This is a genomic window from Paenibacillus polymyxa (genome assembly GCF_001719045.1).
Taxonomy (GTDB): Bacteria; Bacillota; Bacilli; order Paenibacillales; family Paenibacillaceae; genus Paenibacillus; species Paenibacillus polymyxa_B.
Genome location: NZ_CP015423.1, coordinates 2889907 through 2906340, shown reverse-complemented (window position 1 = coordinate 2906340; position 16434 = coordinate 2889907). Strand labels below are relative to the sequence as shown.

The 16434-nt window shown below is 48.4% G+C and carries 15 protein-coding genes; 1 reads left to right on the top strand and 14 read right to left on the bottom strand.

Translation table 11 applies throughout. The annotated features are described in order from the left end of the window. Positions 1 to 244 precede the first annotated feature (244 nt). The 7 genes from mazG to pth all read right to left on the bottom strand — a co-directional run bounded on the left by mazG (position 245) and on the right by pth (position 10054). On the bottom strand, positions 245 to 1744 hold the full coding sequence (gene mazG, locus AOU00_RS13015; protein WP_069290757.1) for a bifunctional methyltransferase/pyrophosphohydrolase YabN: 1500 nt from the start codon (positions 1742 to 1744) through the stop codon (positions 245 to 247). Positions 1745 to 1902: 158 nt separating this feature from the next. After that, complete coding sequence (locus AOU00_RS13010; RefSeq protein WP_069290756.1) at positions 1903 to 3561, bottom strand: putative polysaccharide biosynthesis protein; 1659 nt, start codon at positions 3559 to 3561, stop codon at positions 1903 to 1905. A gap of 141 nt (positions 3562 to 3702) precedes the next feature. Beyond that, positions 3703 to 4245, bottom strand: coding sequence for a stage V sporulation protein T (spoVT, locus tag AOU00_RS13005; RefSeq protein ID WP_061831843.1), 543 nt, complete (start codon positions 4243 to 4245; stop codon positions 3703 to 3705). 167 nt (positions 4246 to 4412) lie between these two features. Continuing rightward, positions 4413 to 5531 carry a peptidylprolyl isomerase gene (locus AOU00_RS13000; RefSeq protein WP_069290755.1) on the bottom strand — a complete coding sequence of 373 codons (1119 nt, stop codon included), beginning with the start codon at positions 5529 to 5531 and terminating at the stop codon, positions 4413 to 4415. Then, entirely contained in the window at positions 5515 to 9042 is a 3528-nt protein-coding gene (gene mfd, locus AOU00_RS12995) for a transcription-repair coupling factor (RefSeq protein ID WP_023986436.1), read from the bottom strand. Before mfd ends, AOU00_RS13000 begins: the two co-directional genes overlap by 17 nt. Before the next feature lie 134 nt (positions 9043 to 9176). Further along, complete coding sequence (locus AOU00_RS12990; protein ID WP_013308128.1) at positions 9177 to 9407, bottom strand: anti-sigma-F factor Fin; 231 nt, start codon at positions 9405 to 9407, stop codon at positions 9177 to 9179. Between the two features lie 86 nt (positions 9408 to 9493). Continuing rightward, positions 9494 to 10054, bottom strand: coding sequence for an aminoacyl-tRNA hydrolase (pth, locus tag AOU00_RS12985; RefSeq protein WP_061831840.1), 561 nt, complete (start codon positions 10052 to 10054; stop codon positions 9494 to 9496). A gap of 74 nt (positions 10055 to 10128) precedes the next feature. Between pth and AOU00_RS27590 the strand changes: the two genes are divergently transcribed. After that, the gene (locus AOU00_RS27590; protein WP_023986434.1) at positions 10129 to 10329 is read left to right on the top strand and encodes a hypothetical protein; all 201 of its coding nucleotides are present in this window, start codon (positions 10129 to 10131) and stop codon (positions 10327 to 10329) included. A 69-nt stretch (positions 10330 to 10398) separates the two neighbouring features. Here the strand turns inward: AOU00_RS27590 and AOU00_RS12975 are convergent, their stop codons facing one another. The 7 genes from AOU00_RS12975 to veg form a co-directional block, all read right to left on the bottom strand. Beyond that, positions 10399 to 11352 (bottom strand): ribose-phosphate diphosphokinase, encoded by a 954-nt coding sequence (locus AOU00_RS12975; protein ID WP_013308125.1) that lies wholly within the window; start codon positions 11350 to 11352, stop codon positions 10399 to 10401. 59 nt (positions 11353 to 11411) lie between these two features. Beyond that, complete coding sequence (gene glmU, locus AOU00_RS12970; RefSeq protein ID WP_081330709.1) at positions 11412 to 12809, bottom strand: bifunctional UDP-N-acetylglucosamine diphosphorylase/glucosamine-1-phosphate N-acetyltransferase GlmU; 1398 nt, start codon at positions 12807 to 12809, stop codon at positions 11412 to 11414. A 345-nt stretch (positions 12810 to 13154) separates the two neighbouring features. Continuing rightward, positions 13155 to 13442: a septation regulator SpoVG gene (gene spoVG / locus AOU00_RS12965; RefSeq protein ID WP_007428016.1), complete on the bottom strand. Its 288-nt coding sequence runs from the start codon at positions 13440 to 13442 to the stop codon at positions 13155 to 13157. A 175-nt stretch (positions 13443 to 13617) separates the two neighbouring features. Beyond that, positions 13618 to 14445 (bottom strand): pur operon repressor, encoded by an 828-nt coding sequence (purR, locus tag AOU00_RS12960; RefSeq protein WP_013308122.1) that lies wholly within the window; start codon positions 14443 to 14445, stop codon positions 13618 to 13620. Positions 14446 to 14626: 181 nt separating this feature from the next. Further along, the gene (gene ispE / locus AOU00_RS12955; RefSeq protein ID WP_069290753.1) at positions 14627 to 15481 is read right to left on the bottom strand and encodes a 4-(cytidine 5'-diphospho)-2-C-methyl-D-erythritol kinase; all 855 of its coding nucleotides are present in this window, start codon (positions 15479 to 15481) and stop codon (positions 14627 to 14629) included. A 144-nt stretch (positions 15482 to 15625) separates the two neighbouring features. Beyond that, positions 15626 to 15805 carry a small, acid-soluble spore protein, alpha/beta type gene (locus tag AOU00_RS12950; protein ID WP_007428013.1) on the bottom strand — a complete coding sequence of 60 codons (180 nt, stop codon included), beginning with the start codon at positions 15803 to 15805 and terminating at the stop codon, positions 15626 to 15628. Positions 15806 to 15967: 162 nt separating this feature from the next. Further along, positions 15968 to 16249: a biofilm formation stimulator Veg gene (gene veg / locus AOU00_RS12945; protein ID WP_013308120.1), complete on the bottom strand. Its 282-nt coding sequence runs from the start codon at positions 16247 to 16249 to the stop codon at positions 15968 to 15970. Positions 16250 to 16434: the final 185 nt, after the last annotated feature.

The window sequence follows — 16434 nt, the reverse complement described above, 5'->3', positions numbered from 1 at the left end:
CCTCCTGAATGTCACTGTAACACGCTTAACTATAAGCTACAGTTATTTTCAGAATTACTACAAGTTATTCTGGCTTGTCCGTAAAAATCCTGCAATGACAGGCGTTTTTTTATTCGACCCCAGTTAAGCCAACATCCTACTACAAAACTCTGTCCATTGGCAAGTCTTCTCAAACTGGGCCTTCTTTCAACCCTGCATATGTCTCATTTTACTGGTCTGTGCAGCCAAAAGCGAATGTGTGGAATCACGCTTTGCCAAGGAGCTTTTTGGCTTCCTGCCAGTAAGTCTCCATTTCATCTACGCTGCTTTCTTCGGGACGACGCCCCTGCTCGCGTAATTTCTGCTCAATATACTGGAAACGGTCGACAAATTTGCGATTGGTGGCGGACAATGCCTCTTCTGGATCTACTCCCATGAACCGGGCTGCATTCACGGCAACAAATAACACATCGCCTAACTCCAGCAACTGGGCTTCCACGGCATGCCCTTCACGAACCGCTTCCTTCAACTCAGCCACTTCTTCGTCTAATTTATCAAATACGCCCTCAATGCTATCCCAGTTAAAGCCTACTTTAGCTGCTTTCTTCTGGAGCTTGTACGATTTCATAAGAGCAGGCAGATCACGTGGAACCCCATCCAGTACGGAAGGGTATGCTGCCGTCGTGCCTTTAAGCCGTTTTTCCTCAGCCTTCATCTGCTCCCAGTTTTGCAGCGCCTCTTCCGCATCATTCGCTTGATTGTCACCAAATACATGTGGATGACGGAAAATAAGCTTATCATTCAGCCCCTGGATAACATCATACACATTAAAGGTTCCGACTTCCTCTTCCATTTGGGCATGCAGCAAAATTTGCAACAACAGATCGCCTAGTTCTTCCTTCATATGCTCAGGGTCGTCCTCATCTATCGTTTCGATGACTTCATACGTTTCTTCGATCAGATTTTTGCGAATCGACTGATGTGTCTGTTCACGATCCCATGGACAGCCCTCCGGGCTGCGTAAAATATCGACAATCTCGTGTAGACGGTCAAAAGAACGCCGTTTCAGTGCCTCATCTTCACTGCGAGGTATGTATACCAAGGATAGGTTCCCGTAGCCCTCTACTCGATCCAGCTCGTACAGCGGCACCTTGTGCACCGCTTCCTCACCTTCCACCCCAAGAGCGTGACCGACATACACCTCATAATCGTCAGGATATCGCTCCATCAGGCACAGCTTTACATCAGATGCCGTGAAGGTGTCATACACCTGTCCGATCAGCGTATGCAGCTGAGGCTGGAGCCAGCTGGCATCCAGTGTACCTGCGTCCAACAGCTGGAAACCCTCAATCGGATCAAAACCAAGACGCACAAAAGCTTCATCCAGGAAACTTTCGCCGCCCAGAATGTTCAGATCAATCCCTTGCGCAGGACAACGCTCCTTAAGCAACTGCACCGCTGCTTCTGCCACCATCGGGTGACCGGGAACCGCATAGACGATTTCGCTTCCGTCTGCCGCCTTAGCAGCCGTTGTAATTAATTGGCTGGTAATTTCCTCGTATACCTCTGGAAAGGAATCCTTTGTCTCATATACCTTGTCAAACGACTCAAAAGCCACTTCAAACTCATTCAGCACTTGAACCGCAGGATGCTCCTTGGTCCGCAGATAGAGCGCTGAAGCGCCCCGCATTTTGTTCAATATCCCTATCGTAAGCTGATCCGGATCTCCCGAGCCCAGACCTACGACCGTTAATGTTACGCTCATATTCAATCCTCCGTTTCGCAGAAACAAGGTTCATGCTCGAAAAAATACACGGCCTAACCCGCTTCCGCTTCCTTTGCTTTGGCATTTACTATACCACAAAGTTGTATAGGCTCATAAAATGGCTGTGCCGCTTTCGTACCCTAAGCCCTATGCCTGGGCTACGTCAGTACACGCAGCCTGCGCAGCACGGCTGCCAGCGGGCGTCCGAGCTTGGGCACCGCCACAAGCTCGGCTTCCGTGATCAGCCTCAAGCGTGCGAGGCCGATCACGAACACTACGGCGCCTGCGGCTACGCCCAGCAGGCTCTCCGCGGCTGCCGTGGCACGACCTCCGGCAGCCCACCCCAAAGCACCCAGCACAGCGCTGGTGCCCCACATCGCCGCCCCGGCCGCACCAGCCAGGGCGATAAGCAGTGCCGCCGGCTTGAGCACGCTGGCGGACCAGCTCCCACGCAGGCCTACCAAGCGAGCCAGCAGCACGATGTTGATCACCGCCGCCAGCAGATAGGCGACAGCCCCCGCAATGGCGGCTCCAGCCGTGCCTAGCTGCGGCACGAGCAGCCAGTTTAGCAGCGCCTTGGCTACTGCGGCCGCGAGCATCGCCAGAGCCGGCGCGCGAACCGCGCCAAGCCCTTGCAGCAGCGCAGCCGAGATGATGCTGAGCGTGCCGCCTACGGCGGTTAGCGCCATCCAGCGCATGACCCCGCTGCCGGTGTCGTCCGCATACAGCATCACATTGACGGGCACAGCCAGCACGATCAAGCCTGTCGCAGCGGCTAGTCCCAGTAACCAAAACCAGCGCAGCGATTGCTCGCACTGGCGACGTGCCAGCTCCGTACCGCCGGTCACCCGCGCCTCAGCCAGCGATGGAATGAATAATGCCGACAGGGTGGTGGCAAACATCATGACTAGCTGTACCAGCGGCAGACCTCGGTTATACACGCCAAAGGCCACCATAACCGCAGTATCGTCCAAACCCTCCTGCTTTAACAATCGAGGTACGGTAAATGTGTCAACCAGACTAATTAACGGAACGGCTAGCGCTCCAAGGCAAACAGGCAAGGCATAACGCAGCAGCGCCTTTAGCAAGGCACCGTTGCTTTCCGCTGGGTGTAGCTCTCCAGTTTGTGCTTGCACTGTCGCCATGTCCGTCCCTTGCCTTCTAGGCCTCTTCCTGTGATTTCGCCAATAGAGCAACATGACGACCAAGCCCGCTGCTCCGCCTGCTGCTGAACCAAACACTGCTCCGGCGGCAATCATATCCGCCCCCGCTCCTTGTGACAGCATGAGCAGCAACAGCATAATCATCACGCTTACCCGTATCGCCTGCTCCGTCACTTGGGAGATAGCAGTCGGAAGCATATTTTGCAAACCTTGAAAATATCCTCTCAATCCCGCCATAACCGGCACGAACAAAAAGGCAAACGCCGCCGCCCTCACCGACGGAATGACGTGAGCATTGTCGATCCATTGACCAATGAGCGGCGCACACGTATACATCAGCACGCCCAGGATCAATCCAAAGACACCCAAGACAAGCGAAGATAGCCGAGCAACACGTTGCCCCGCTGCCCGGTTTCCCACTGCCTCAAACTCAGCTACAAATTTGGATATGGCTGCCGGAAATCCAGCAGCTGCAATGGTAATGAATAGCGTATAAAAAGGATAAACCGTATTATAAATGCCAAACACGCCGTCGCCGCCGATATTCTGCAGCGGGATTTTTTGCAATGTGCCGATCAGCTTGCTCGCTACTGCTGCCAGTGTCAAAATGACAGCACCCCGTAGCAGCCGCGAAGCGGCGCGATTTTCCTGCATTCTCCGTCTTCACTCCCACCTGAAATATGCATCTTTCACGAGTCCTATTATACCGCCTCTTCTCCCGGAAAGAAAAAAAACCCTGTACAACGTAGGACGGCTTTCGCCATTCTGTACGTCATACAGGGGTGAAACGGGATGTTACTGTTCCATTTGTTTGCCCAGGAAGCCAGCGGCTGTTTCAGCCATTTTGACTTCCATTTCGGACATTTTTACATTTTCGTCCTTGTTCAACAATACAACGGAACCAATGGGATCACCACCGGAAACAATGGGAGCCGCCACAAAGGACGAGAGTGTTTCTTCGTGGTCTCGCGTTAGCTCATAAGAGCCGCTGGCTGTCTCCAGCACAGTTTTGCGATTATCCATACTACCTTCGATAATGCTACCGATTGGCTTGTCCAGAAAATCTTTTTTGGAGCCTCCAGCCACCGTAATAATGGTGTCCCGATCGGTAATCATTGTAATATGGCCCGTGCTTTCAAACAGGGACTCAGCATATTCTTTGGCGAAATCACCAAGTTCACCAATAGGTGAATACTTTTTCAAAATGACTTCTCCGTCACGATCCACAAAAATCTCAAGCGGATCTCCTTCACGAATTCTCAAGGTGCGGCGAATTTCCTTTGGAATAACTACCCGCCCAAGGTCATCAATACGGCGAACTATACCAGTAGCTTTCATTTCACATGTTGCCCCACTTTCTCAAGAAGAATTTAGTAAACTACTGACGGTATCGAAAGACGCTTCCACTCCCCCAGAAGCGGTCACGAAGAACGTCACGGTCATGGTGTTTATGGTGATATCTGACCATAGTATTCATCTGTTCCCAATTCCTTATGCATGTTCAGTTATTTACCTTCGTTTGTAGCTCCATCTTTGGCTGTTCCTGCCTTGGCATCGCCCGTACCGTTTGTTGTTGCGCCCGGTGTAGTTGTGCTACCGGCACCGGAAGTTGCACCGCTTTTCTCTTGCGTAGCTGGTACCTTCGGCAGATTGATTTTCAAATCAAGTTTTGCCAAATCATTTTCGGTAAAGTTTTGGATACTTTCCCCGGCCAATTTATTTTTCAGGGCTGCCTTTTCGTTGTCTTTCAATTTATCAAACGTTGGCTCATTGCGGGACTCCACTTTGATCACGTGATATCCGTATTCCGTTTCCACCGGCTCACCAATTTTGTTGATCGGTTGAGTCTCAGCGGCCTCTTTAAAAGCAGGTACCCATTGCGCTACGGATGCATTCTCATACAGACCTCCGTTAGACGCAGAACCTGGGTCTTCTGAATATTTCTTAGCAATCGTCGCAAAATCCGCTCCTCCATCCAGCTTCGCCTTCACTTCTTTGGCCAGCTTGAGGGTATCCTCTTTTTTGCGCTGTTTCTTCGTTTTAGGATCTTCGAAGTTAATCAATACATGGCGCACAGTTGCTGTCGTGAATTGATCTTTATTTTTCTCAAATTCCTGTTTTAGCTGATCATCTGTTACTTTGTTGGTTTCGCTGTTGATTACCGTCATTACACGCGTGAAGTAATCTTTCACACCTTGTTCGGTCAGTTTTTTATCACTCAGAAATGTCTTGAACTTATCTTCTCCGACTGACTTTTTATACTGCTCCAGCTGTTCGTTCCCTTGTTTGGCACCCTGCTCCTTGGCTTTGTCGTCCGCTTTGGCCGCCAGAAGCTTGTACACCACTTCCTGCTTTACAATTTGCTCCCGTACCTGATCCGAAGCTAACGCAGCCTCATATTCCGGGTAAAGGAATTTCATCATGCTGATTTCTTGGTTGAACTCATTTTCGGTAATGGTTCCACCCTTATAGGTCACGACAACCTTGCTGTTGTCCTTCGGTTCATCCTTGACCTTGTTCTCATCCGCTTGCTTCGTACATGCTGCCAGGACAGATATAGCTAGCAGCGCTGCCATTCCCAAGGAGAGCATTCTCCAAGGTTTTCTTTTATTTAGTTGTGGCATTTTGCAGTTCCTCCTTCAATGTGAATGCTTCTTTCAATGCACTCAAAAATTGTTCCAGCAGTTCTAGCAACTGTGGATCATTTAGACCTTTGCCCTTTATGCGTGCGCTCATAGAAGTGCCCTGTTCAAATTGTACACGTCTTTCAAAGCGATTGCCAATCTCGGCAAGTTTGGCGGTCTGTACCGCCTGCTGGCGCCCTTCATGGAATTTCAGCACTATATTGTCATCCCGTTGCACCATGGACTCGATGCCATACATACGTCCATATACCTTGAGGCGAGCCACGGCTAGCAAATGACGCACAGCCTCTGGCAGATCGCCAAATCGGTCGACCAGTTCATCCTCCAGTTCGGAAGCCTCGTCAAAGGTGCTGACCGCTGCAACCTTTTTATAAATCTCAATCTTCTGGATGCTGTCATAAATATAGTCTCCCGGCAAGTAAGCATCGACGCCTAAATCAATCGACGTACTCCAATTCCGATTGGACTGATCCTCTTCTCCAAGTACACTGACTTTACGTTTATTAATTTCCTCAGCCAGCATCTGCGAGTAGAGATCAAAACCGACGGATGCGATGAAACCATGCTGCTCAGCGCCAAGTAAGTTACCCGCTCCACGGATGGACAAATCGCGCATTGCAATCTTGAACCCGGAGCCGAGCTCCGTAAATTCTTTAATCGACTGAAGGCGCTTCTCCGCCACTTCCGTGAGCACCTTATCCCGCTGGTACGTGAAATAAGCATAGGCAATCCGATTGGAACGACCTACACGCCCACGCAGCTGATAAAGCTGAGATAGCCCCATTTTATCGGCATCATGCACAATGAGTGTATTCACATTTGGAATATCCACGCCGGTTTCGATAATGCTGGTGCTGACCAGCACATCGTATTCGCCATCCAGGAAATCCAAAATCGTTTTCTCCAGTTCGGTTTCGGACATCTGTCCGTGACCCACGCCCACCTTGGCCTCCGGTACAAGCGCATTGATCTCGGCAGCCATCTCCTGAATGCCCTGCACGCGATTATACAGATAGTACACCTGCCCTCCGCGTGCCATCTCGCGTTCAATGGCCTCACGGACTAGAGTCTGGCTATGCTCAACCACATACGTTTGCACTGGAAAACGGTTTTCCGGTGGCGTCTCAATGACTGACAAGTCACGTACACCCAGCATGGACATATGCAACGTACGCGGAATAGGTGTTGCCGTTAACGTCAGCACATCTACGTTCGTTTTCAGCTTCTTCAGCTTTTCCTTGTGGGTTACGCCAAATCGCTGTTCTTCATCGACAATCAGCATTCCGAGGTCCTTAAACACCAGATCCTGCGACAACAGACGATGGGTACCAATGACAATATCGACCGTGCCCTGCCGGACCCCTTTAATCGTCTCATTCTGCTCTTTGCGCGAGCGGAAACGGCTCAATACCTGAATATTGAACGGATACCCTGAAAAACGTTCACGGAATGTCTCATAGTGTTGTTGTGCCAAAATCGTCGTCGGTACCAGCACCGCTACTTGTTTGCCTTCAATAGCAGACTTAAAAGCAGCACGAATGGCAACTTCAGTTTTGCCGTAACCTACATCACCGCATAGCAAACGATCCATCGGGCGGCTCTGCTCCATGTCCTTCTTAATCTCTTCGATGGCCCGAATCTGGTCACGTGTCTCATCATACGGGAACATATCCTCAAACTCTTGTTGCTCTGGTGAATCCTTTTCAAAAGCAAACCCTGGTGCCGACTGTCGTTCTGCATATAGCTTGATCAAGTCATCCGCAATATCCTGAACCGAGCTGCGCACCTTACTTTTAACCCGTGTCCACTCATTGCCACCCAGTTTATAAATCTTGGGTTCCTTGTCCTCTGAGCCGACATATTTCTGAATCAAATCAATTTGTTCAATCGGCACTGACAGCTTATCTCCACCCGCGTAGAGGACATGCATGTAATCCTTATGGATACCGCCAACCTCCAGCGTGCCGATCCCCATGTACTTCCCGATCCCGTGATTTTGGTGTACGACGTAGTCGCCCACCTTCAGCTCGCTATAGCTCTTAATCCGTTCTGCATTGTCCACATGCCGGCCCTGCTTACGAGCTTTCCGCTGCTTCTGGGAAAACATCTCGCCCTCGGTAATGACCGCCAGATGAATAGATGGCATTTCAAAACCGCTTTGCAGATTGCCGATAGCCATCGTCGGTTCATCAATACCGTAATCTTCAAGCACTCGGCGCATCCGGTCCAGACGTTCATCTCCACTTGCCAGCATCATAACCTGTGTGCCGGCTTTGCGCCAACGATCCATCTCCGCCTTGAGCACATTCATTTGGCCATGGAAATCCTGCATGCCTCGGCAGATGAAATTCAAAATATTTTGTGGCTGGGTATGAGGAACCTGACGAAGAAAAATCGACAGGAACAACGTCTGAAATCTCCGGTTGTACAGCAGATTGTCCGCGTCATCTGACAGTTCTAGCTGCGGTAACGTTTTACCGTTTTGAAGCAAATGCAGATTCCATTCTGACTCATCCCGTTCCAGTTGCTTGGCTGTTTCCAGCATACGTGCCGGTTCATCAATAATCAGAATCGTATCTTCCGGCATATAGTCTGCTAGGGTTTTACGTTCAGGATACAGCAGGGAGATATATTTATAGATTTCGTCAAAATACACATGCTCTCGCAGCAACTCAATTTCACGATGAATCTCTTCTTTCAGGTGCTGCTTAGCTTGACGATCCGTCATTTTGCCCAGCTGCTCCTCCAACAAAATAGCAGCGGCATCCGCCGCCTGATCCATACGCTGGTTATTCGCAATAACTTCCTTACACGGCGTTACGGTAACGTCCTGAACCTTTTCCACCGAACGCTGATCTTGCGGATCAAACTTACGGATCGAATCGATTTCATCGTCAAACAGCTCCACACGATAACCCCAACGGGTTGTCATTGGATAAAAATCAATAATTCCTCCGCGTACGCTCATCTCTCCACGTGATTCCACACGCTCTACACGCTGGTAGCCCATCTCGACCATATGTAGCAAAAACGCTTCCAGCTGAATCGTTTCGCCTTCTTTCAGCTCAATACGAGCCTCACGCCATGTTTCCGGGATTGGCAGTAAACGTCGGACACCAGAAAACGGCACGACAACAATCCCACGAAAACCCTGGGCGCAGCGTATCAATACATCAATTCGTTGGGACAATGTCTCTGGACTGGATATTGCAGCTTCAGCAGCTACCAGCTCATTAGCAGGATACAATAAAACCTGATCAGGAGAAAGCGCTTCCTGTAAGTCATCTGCTATTTTTTGAGCGGCAAACATATTGTGCGTCATGACCATTAACGGTCGTCCGGTATCTTCGGCAAGCGCGGCCATCAGTACCTGTCGGGAAGAGCCTGATAAACCTGATATCAGTTGTTCCTTCATCCCTGATGAAATACCTGCTGCAATGGATGCATAATCAGCATCCTTCGTAAAAGCCTGAATAAGTGCTTGTAACAAAAAAGGCACCCCTTTATGCTTATAAATAGTTACATGTAAACCGAAAAAGAAGCCTCAGCAATGCTGCCAAGGCTCCATAAGCGGAATTGCCGCTTCACCTCTCAAGCTGGTACATCCTACCAGTTGAATACCTGTTATTGGAGCGGATTAACGAGCAGACTCAGCTCTGGATTATTCTCCAATGCCTGACTGCAATGCTCGCAAATGACTTTGACGGTCACTTCACCACCCGAATTATACGCTATTATATCTCTACGTTCGGCAGGGGTCAAGGAATGGAAGCCCAACCTTTCTTCGGTTATTGCCGCGGAATCAATTCGTCCCAAGAAAGTTCGACAATGTCTGCATACATAATTAACAATCATGTAATGTATATGCCTCCTGAAAGTTTTCTATACCTTTCAGTATGTCCAACAATCTTCCATTTAAGCCCGTCTGCCTACGTCTGAACTTACTTGTTGAATTCAGCCATCGTCCGTTCAAACGGATGACTCAAGCTGTGTTCTAAGGCGTTGCACGTGTCCTCGATCATTCCGGCCAGTAATTCTTTTTCCTTCTTGGGAAAGGTACCCAGAACATAATCGACAATAGCATGTCCAGGCTCCGGGCGGGAAATGCCCATACGAATCCGATTGAAGGACTGCGTGCCGGTATGCTGAATGATCGATTTAATGCCGTTATGACCGCCTGCGCTACCTTGATAACGCAATCTTATTTTACCGACTTCTGTATCCAGATCATCGTACACGACAATCAGATCTTCCATATCGGCCTTATAATAGTCCATATAAGCACGTAAAGACTCGCCTGATAGATTCATATAGGTCATTGGCTTAATCAGTACGGTTTTTACGCCACCAATGTGACCCTCTCCAATTAACGCCTTGCATTTGCTTTGGTTAATCTGGATGTTATGACGCGAGGCAAGAGCATCCAATGCCATAAATCCGACATTATGTCTCGTTTTCTCGTATTGGGGACCGGGGTTGCCCAATCCTACAATCCACTTCATAACTTTGACACCCTCTTTCGCAGTCTTGATTTTTTGGTAAAATAGTTGTATTGAATAGGAAGGTGCGTGCCGGTATGCTCAATCAAGGTGATATCCTCTTATATGACAGCCATTTTCTATATCATTTAAAACATTCCGTTCCTGTCCAGATCTATGACGGGAATGTACATATTCAGATTGGCATCGTTGCGCGTTTTAATGAGCATTTCGTCGAAATAGAGGACACACTATACAATCGTCAACGTTTCACATTCATATCTCGCCCAGGCTTTTAGCCTGACATGCTGATAGGGGTTACCTTTTCCATATGGAAAAGGCAACCCCTTTTTTTAATGAGCCAGCGCTTATTCGATTTCAAACAGTTTGCTGATCGACAATTCTTCATGCACACGGATGATAGCTTCTCCCATTAATGGAGCCACAGACAATACCTTCAGCTTGCTTGTCGGATTCGGGTGAACGATCGGGATTGTATCCGTCACAACCACCTCTTTTAATGGCGAATTCTCCAGTCTTTCCATAGCAGGACCGGACAGCACAGCATGTGTACAACACGCATACACATCTTTTACGCCGCCTTCTTTAAGCGCATTTGCACCTAATACAATCGTTCCGGCTGTATCAATGATATCATCAATTAAAATAGCCGTTTTACCCTCAATGTTCCCGATGATGTTCATCACTTCACTGACATTTGGCTCTGGACGACGCTTATCAATAATAGCGAGCGGCGCACTCAGGAAGTCCGCCAGCTTACGCGCACGAACGACCCCGCCATGATCGGGTGAAACGACAATCGGGTTCTCAATTTGCTTGGAACGGAAATATTGGGCAAGAATTGGCGCTCCCAACATATGATCTACTGGAATATCAAAGAATCCCTGAATCTGCATCGCATGCAAATCCATGCTGATTACGCGGTGAGCTCCCGCTTTTTCAATCAAGTTAGCGACAAGTTTCGCTGTAATCGGATCGCGTGAACGAGCTTTACGATCCTGACGAGCGTAACCGTAATATGGCATAACGACATTGATACTTTTGGCAGAAGCGCGTTTAAGTGCATCAATCATAACCAATAACTCCATCAAGTTGTCGTTAACCGGCAGACAAGTTGACTGCACAATATACACATGGCAGCCGCGTACGCTTTCCGACAGCTTAACTTGGATTTCACCGTCACTAAACGATGTGGTATGGGATTCCCCCATTGGGATGCCGATGTAGTCCGCAATCTGGTGGGCTAACTTCGGATTGGAGTTACAAGTAAATATTTTGAGTTTGGAATCGCAATAAGTCATTAATAGAAACCCTCCGTGCTGGTTCATTCATTACAGATTCAACAGCTTGCTGATTAAGGTCATTCCGATCTTTTCTTCTTCGCTTTGGCACGTGCGCGGATCTTGTCCGCATATCCGGCTTTGTTCTCTTGACGTGGTCTGGCAATGGCCAGATCGTTATCAGGGACAGCATGTGTTACAGTGGAGCCTGCTACAACATAAGCACCTTTTCCAATCTTAATCGGGGCGATCAGATTCACGTTGCTGCCAATAAAGGCATCGTCTTCAATTTCTGTAATGGATTTATTATATCCATCATAATTGACCGTTATTGCCCCGCAGCCAATATTTACGTTTGTACCCACCTTAGCATCACCGACATAGCTCAAATGAGACACCTTGGAATGATCTCCAATGGTCGCATTTTTCACCTCAACAAAATCACCAATTTTCACATGTTCGCCAAGCTTCGCGCCTGGACGCAGATAAGCAAACGGCCCCACAGATGTACTGCTTCCCACTTCCGCTTCGTTCAACACCGAATGTTTTACCGTTGCGCCTGAATGGATAATCGTATTCTGAATCTCAGCCTGTGGACCAATCACACAATCTTCTCCGATTTGTGTTTGACCATGCAGCCATGTGTTCGGGTACAGTACCGTATCGGAACCAATAACAACCTCGCTCCCGATATAGGTAGAAGACGGATCAATGACAGTGACACCATTCAGCATATGCTTGCGAACAATGCGCTCACGCATATAGCCCTCAGCTATCGACAAAGCCACTCTGTCGTTAACACCGATGGATTCAGACACATCATCTGTCAAATACGCCTCAACCTGCTCACCTTCACCATGCAAAATACCAATGACATCTGTCAGGTAATATTCCTGCTGTGCATTGGTGTTCGTTACCTTGTCCAGCGCTGCAAACAGCTTGGCATTGTCAAAGCAGTACGTTCCCGTATTGATCTCCCGGACAGCATCTTCCTCAGGTGAACAATCTTTCTGTTCCACGATCTTGAGCACGGCCCCGGAAGCATCACGAATAACTCGTCCATATCCTTTCGGGTCGTCCAACTCAGCGGTCAGAATCGTCGCAGCTGCCCCACGGCTCTCGTGCAGTTGCACCAAGCCCTCCAGCGTTTCCGCTGTGATCAAAGGAGTATCCCCACAAATGACAATGGTTGTACCTTTTTCCTGACCGAGCAAGTCCTTGGCTTGCTTGACAGCATGGCCCGTTCCCAACTGCTCAGCCTGAAGCGCATATTCTGCCGACGGTCCCAAATAAGACTGTACCGCCTCTGCTCCATGACCCACGACGACTACGCTTCGGGACACACCGATTTCACGAACCGTGTCGAGCACATGCCCGACCATCGGTTTTCCGCACACCGGATGCAGAACTTTATATAATTTGGATTTCATACGTTTTCCCTGCCCTGCGGCAAGAATGACTGCCAACCTTTCCAACAAGTCCAACCTCCTATCCTGAAAATAACAGTTACCCCTTGGCTAAAACGTTAATTCCCAGATCAGATTTTGCTTAACTTTTCACAATCCTCCTGAAAAATAACGGCGAACCTTTGGTTAATGGCTATTTTTTCAGGCCAGCTTGTGCTGGACATTCATCCCCGGGACGCATCTCTGCCTAGTCCCTGTCTTATGAAAAAGCCGCTTCGGCAGCCCGGATGGCTCCAAGTTGCCTTAAAACTGACTGTTAACTCACTAAAGAATATATCTCATTCCAGACAAAAAGAAAAGAGAGCCACAGTTAGTGGCTCTCTTTTTCTTTTGTACCCCAATCCTGCTTTAGGCGAATTAAGCGCCTTCTTCAATAGCAACTTCTTCATCCACAGCTGCACGTTCGTACTCAGTCAATACAGCAGCTTGGATCTTCTCACGGGTTCCTGAAGATATCGGATGAGCGATATCGCGAAACTCTCCGTCTGGAGTTCGTTTGCTTGGCATAGCTACGAACATCCCGTTATTACCGTCGATAACTCGGATGTCATGAACAACAAACTCGTTATCAATCGTAATGGATGCAATCGCCTTCATTCTTCCTTCTGAGTTCACTCGGCGGAGTCTAACATCCGTAATCTGCATGTGTGTTTCACCACCTTTTTCCAAATAGGACTTGGTGTATACATTCCACACAGCAGTTCGAAATCCTTCTTTTTTTCGGTAATTCGTATCCTAAATTCAGGTAATTTTTTTGAAAAGATTTCTTTTCGACATATTTAGGTATTTTATGATGGATTGTGACAATTTACTGCCCTGTTCACTCATCAAAATAATTGCCCAGCTTGACCGTAATTTGCTTGCTTCGAGAATCGACTGCGGTCAGATTCGCCAGTGAAATATAATCGTGCAGCAGGCGCTCTTCGTTCTCCACCTCGCCCGATTCTACCAGCACACCTACACCGGCCACCTCAGCATCAAACTCAGCCAGCAAGTCGACCATCCCCTGAATCGTGCCACCGGCCTTCATAAAATCATCTACGATGAGCACACGCGATTTCTCACGCATCGCACGTCTGGATAAAGACATTGTATGCAGGCTCTTTTGTGATCCTGAAACATAATTAATACTTACAGCCGAGCCTTCTGTCACCTGATGATCACGCCGTACGAGGACGACTGGCAAATTCAGCTGTGCTCCGGTTGCATAGGCAAGTGGAATACCCTTGGTCTCCACCGTCATAACCACATCAATCTGACGATTGGCAAAAGCGGTGGCGAATATTTTACCAGCTTCGTTCATCATCGCAGGTTGGCCCAGCAAATCGGACAAATACAGGTATCCTCCCGGTAATATGCGGTCAGGCTGCTCCAGTTGCGCACACAGGTCGTTCGCAAACGCAAGCGCATGTTGCTTGGAAAGCCTCGGGATCAGTTTCACGCCCCCTGCCGCTCCCGCCAGTGTCAGAAGCTCGCCAGTGCCCTCATCCTCAAAAACTTCCTTGATGATGGCCAGATCCTCGCTTATGGAGGACTTAGCTGCCCCGTAGCGATCCGCAAAATGAGTAAGAGGCACCAGCGTATGCGGCCGTGACAACAAAAATTGCGTCATTTCCACCAATCGTGAGCTTCTTTTAAGTTTTTTCACAACAATTCCTCGCGATCTATTCTCCTGCCGCCCGCTTTGTACAGTAAAGCACCGGCGGACTGGCCGGTTGCTGGCGGAATGTAAGTGATATAGTAAAATCCGAATATTTAATAGTAAATATATCATCTTCGTACGTATTTGTACAACAATTACCACTATAATATGAAAGAAATATCTAAAATCAGGTCAAAAGTCGTACTGCATACACATCTTTACAAAACCCTCTTAGTCCATTGTAAATCCGTGGCACTTTGGCTTCCTTCGATACCAGTCCGAACACTGTAGGTCCACTACCTGACATCAGCACACCGTCTGCTCCTAAGCGGATCATGGAGTTTTTGAGATGCTCTACCTCTGGATACAGCTTTAGTGTTACATCCTCAAGTACATTCCCCAGCGCGTTGCATACATCGGTAAAAGAAGCGTTATGGATCGCATGCTCCATCTGGCGGGCAGACGGGTGGTGCGCAATCTGATCTGCTTTGACACGACCATACACTTCAGCCGTCGATACATTAATCGGTGGCTTCGCAAGGATCACCCAGCATTGTGGCGGATTCGGAAGTGGCTTGAGCAGTTCTCCGCGTCCACTTGCTAAAGCTGTACCCCCTGTAATACAGAAAGGTACATCTGAGCCCAGTTCCGCACCCAGCACCCTTAATTCGGCATCCGAAATACCAAGCTTCCATAGCTTGTTCAGTCCACGCAGCGCTGCGGCAGCATCACTACTTCCACCTGCCAACCCTGCCGCCACCGGGATATGCTTATCCAGATGAATGTGGACGCCCGTAGACACGTTATAACGTTCTTTGATCAGACGAGCAGCCTGAAAAGCCAAGTTCTTTTCATCCAATGGTATGTACCCGGCTTGACTTGAAATAATAATGGTATCACGCGGTAACTCAGACATCGTCAATCGGTCAGACAGATCGACCATGGTCATAATCATTTCGACCTCGTGATAACCATCGTCCCGCTTACGTAGAACATCAAGCATTAAATTGATTTTCGCCGGTGCTTTTTCATATATTTTCAAGGCGTTCACCCACCTTCAACTTTTCCCTCAAGACAGCTTAACATATTATATCAGACTCAGCGTGTCAAGTCATGAGGTTCAAAAAAGCGAAGATGACCCGGTCTAATCCCGGATATCCCCGCTTTTCATCAGCACCACCGATAGCTACGATTTGCGGGAAGCTGCCTGCTCGGCAAGTTGGATAGCCCGCTTGACCATATTGCCCGCATCCTTGGCTTTAATGCCTCCCCAGCCTTCTTCCTTGACCGTGTCGTAAAATCCAAGATCTTTGGCCAGCTCGTACTTTAGCTCCTCCGACATGACACTCCGTCTTCTTCGGCTCATACATACGCCTCCTTCGGCAATGGAATAAGGAAGATCATTCCCGGCTTAGTATGTGCAGAGATGTCTTGCTTCATCCTGCTCTGTATATACAAAACGGCCCCGTCATTTGAAATGACGAAGCCGTCGTTAAACCTGCAAAGCTGGTATAAATCACGAAATTAATTAAGGTGTTTCAAAATATTCGACTACACTTGTATGGGAGTCGGGATCATATACGCTGACTTCTACCGACTCGGTAAGAATGTCAGCATAGCTGTAGGAGACACGTTTAAACGTCTGTTGCTCCTGATCCAGCTTGACGATAAAAACAGAAGGGTACGTTTCTTCCAAGACACCAGTTCGTTCGACGGTCTTACGGCGTCCGCCGTTAGCCCGCAGCAAAATTTTTTGCCCTACATGTGCGTCGAGACTGCGTTTGATTTCCAACAGCGTATTTTTAGCCATTGCCTAACGACCACCTCTTTCCTTGTCCATTATAATGAATTTTAGAGGGATTGTCAAATCAAGCTAAATATTATAACAACACGAAAAATAAGTTGTCAATTTAATTTTTTGCGAACAGGAATAATTTATATAAAAAATGACAAAAAGCCTCTGAAAGCAGAGGCTTTTTGCTCAGGTTAATCCTA

Bases quoted from the DNA above. Each gene is read 5' to 3' on its own strand.
- mazG (WP_069290757.1), bottom strand. From the start codon at position 1,744: ATGAGCGTAACATTAACGGTCGTAGGTCTGGGCTCGGGAGATCCGGAT.
- AOU00_RS13010 (WP_069290756.1), bottom strand. From the start codon at position 3,561: ATGCAGGAAAATCGCGCCGCTTCGCGGCTGCTACGGGGTGCTGTCATT.
- spoVT (WP_061831843.1), bottom strand. From the start codon at position 4,245: ATGAAAGCTACTGGTATAGTTCGCCGTATTGATGACCTTGGGCGGGTA.
- AOU00_RS13000 (WP_069290755.1), bottom strand. From the start codon at position 5,531: ATGCCACAACTAAATAAAAGAAAACCTTGGAGAATGCTCTCCTTGGGA.
- AOU00_RS12990 (WP_013308128.1), bottom strand. From the start codon at position 9,407: ATGATTGTTAATTATGTATGCAGACATTGTCGAACTTTCTTGGGACGA.
- pth (WP_061831840.1), bottom strand. From the start codon at position 10,054: ATGAAGTGGATTGTAGGATTGGGCAACCCCGGTCCCCAATACGAGAAA.
- AOU00_RS27590 (WP_023986434.1), top strand. From the start codon at position 10,129: ATGCTCAATCAAGGTGATATCCTCTTATATGACAGCCATTTTCTATAT.
- AOU00_RS12975 (WP_013308125.1), bottom strand. From the start codon at position 11,352: ATGACTTATTGCGATTCCAAACTCAAAATATTTACTTGTAACTCCAAT.
- spoVG (WP_007428016.1), bottom strand. From the start codon at position 13,442: ATGCAGATTACGGATGTTAGACTCCGCCGAGTGAACTCAGAAGGAAGA.
- AOU00_RS12950 (WP_007428013.1), bottom strand. From the start codon at position 15,805: ATGAGCCGAAGAAGACGGAGTGTCATGTCGGAGGAGCTAAAGTACGAG.
- veg (WP_013308120.1), bottom strand. From the start codon at position 16,249: ATGGCTAAAAATACGCTGTTGGAAATCAAACGCAGTCTCGACGCACAT.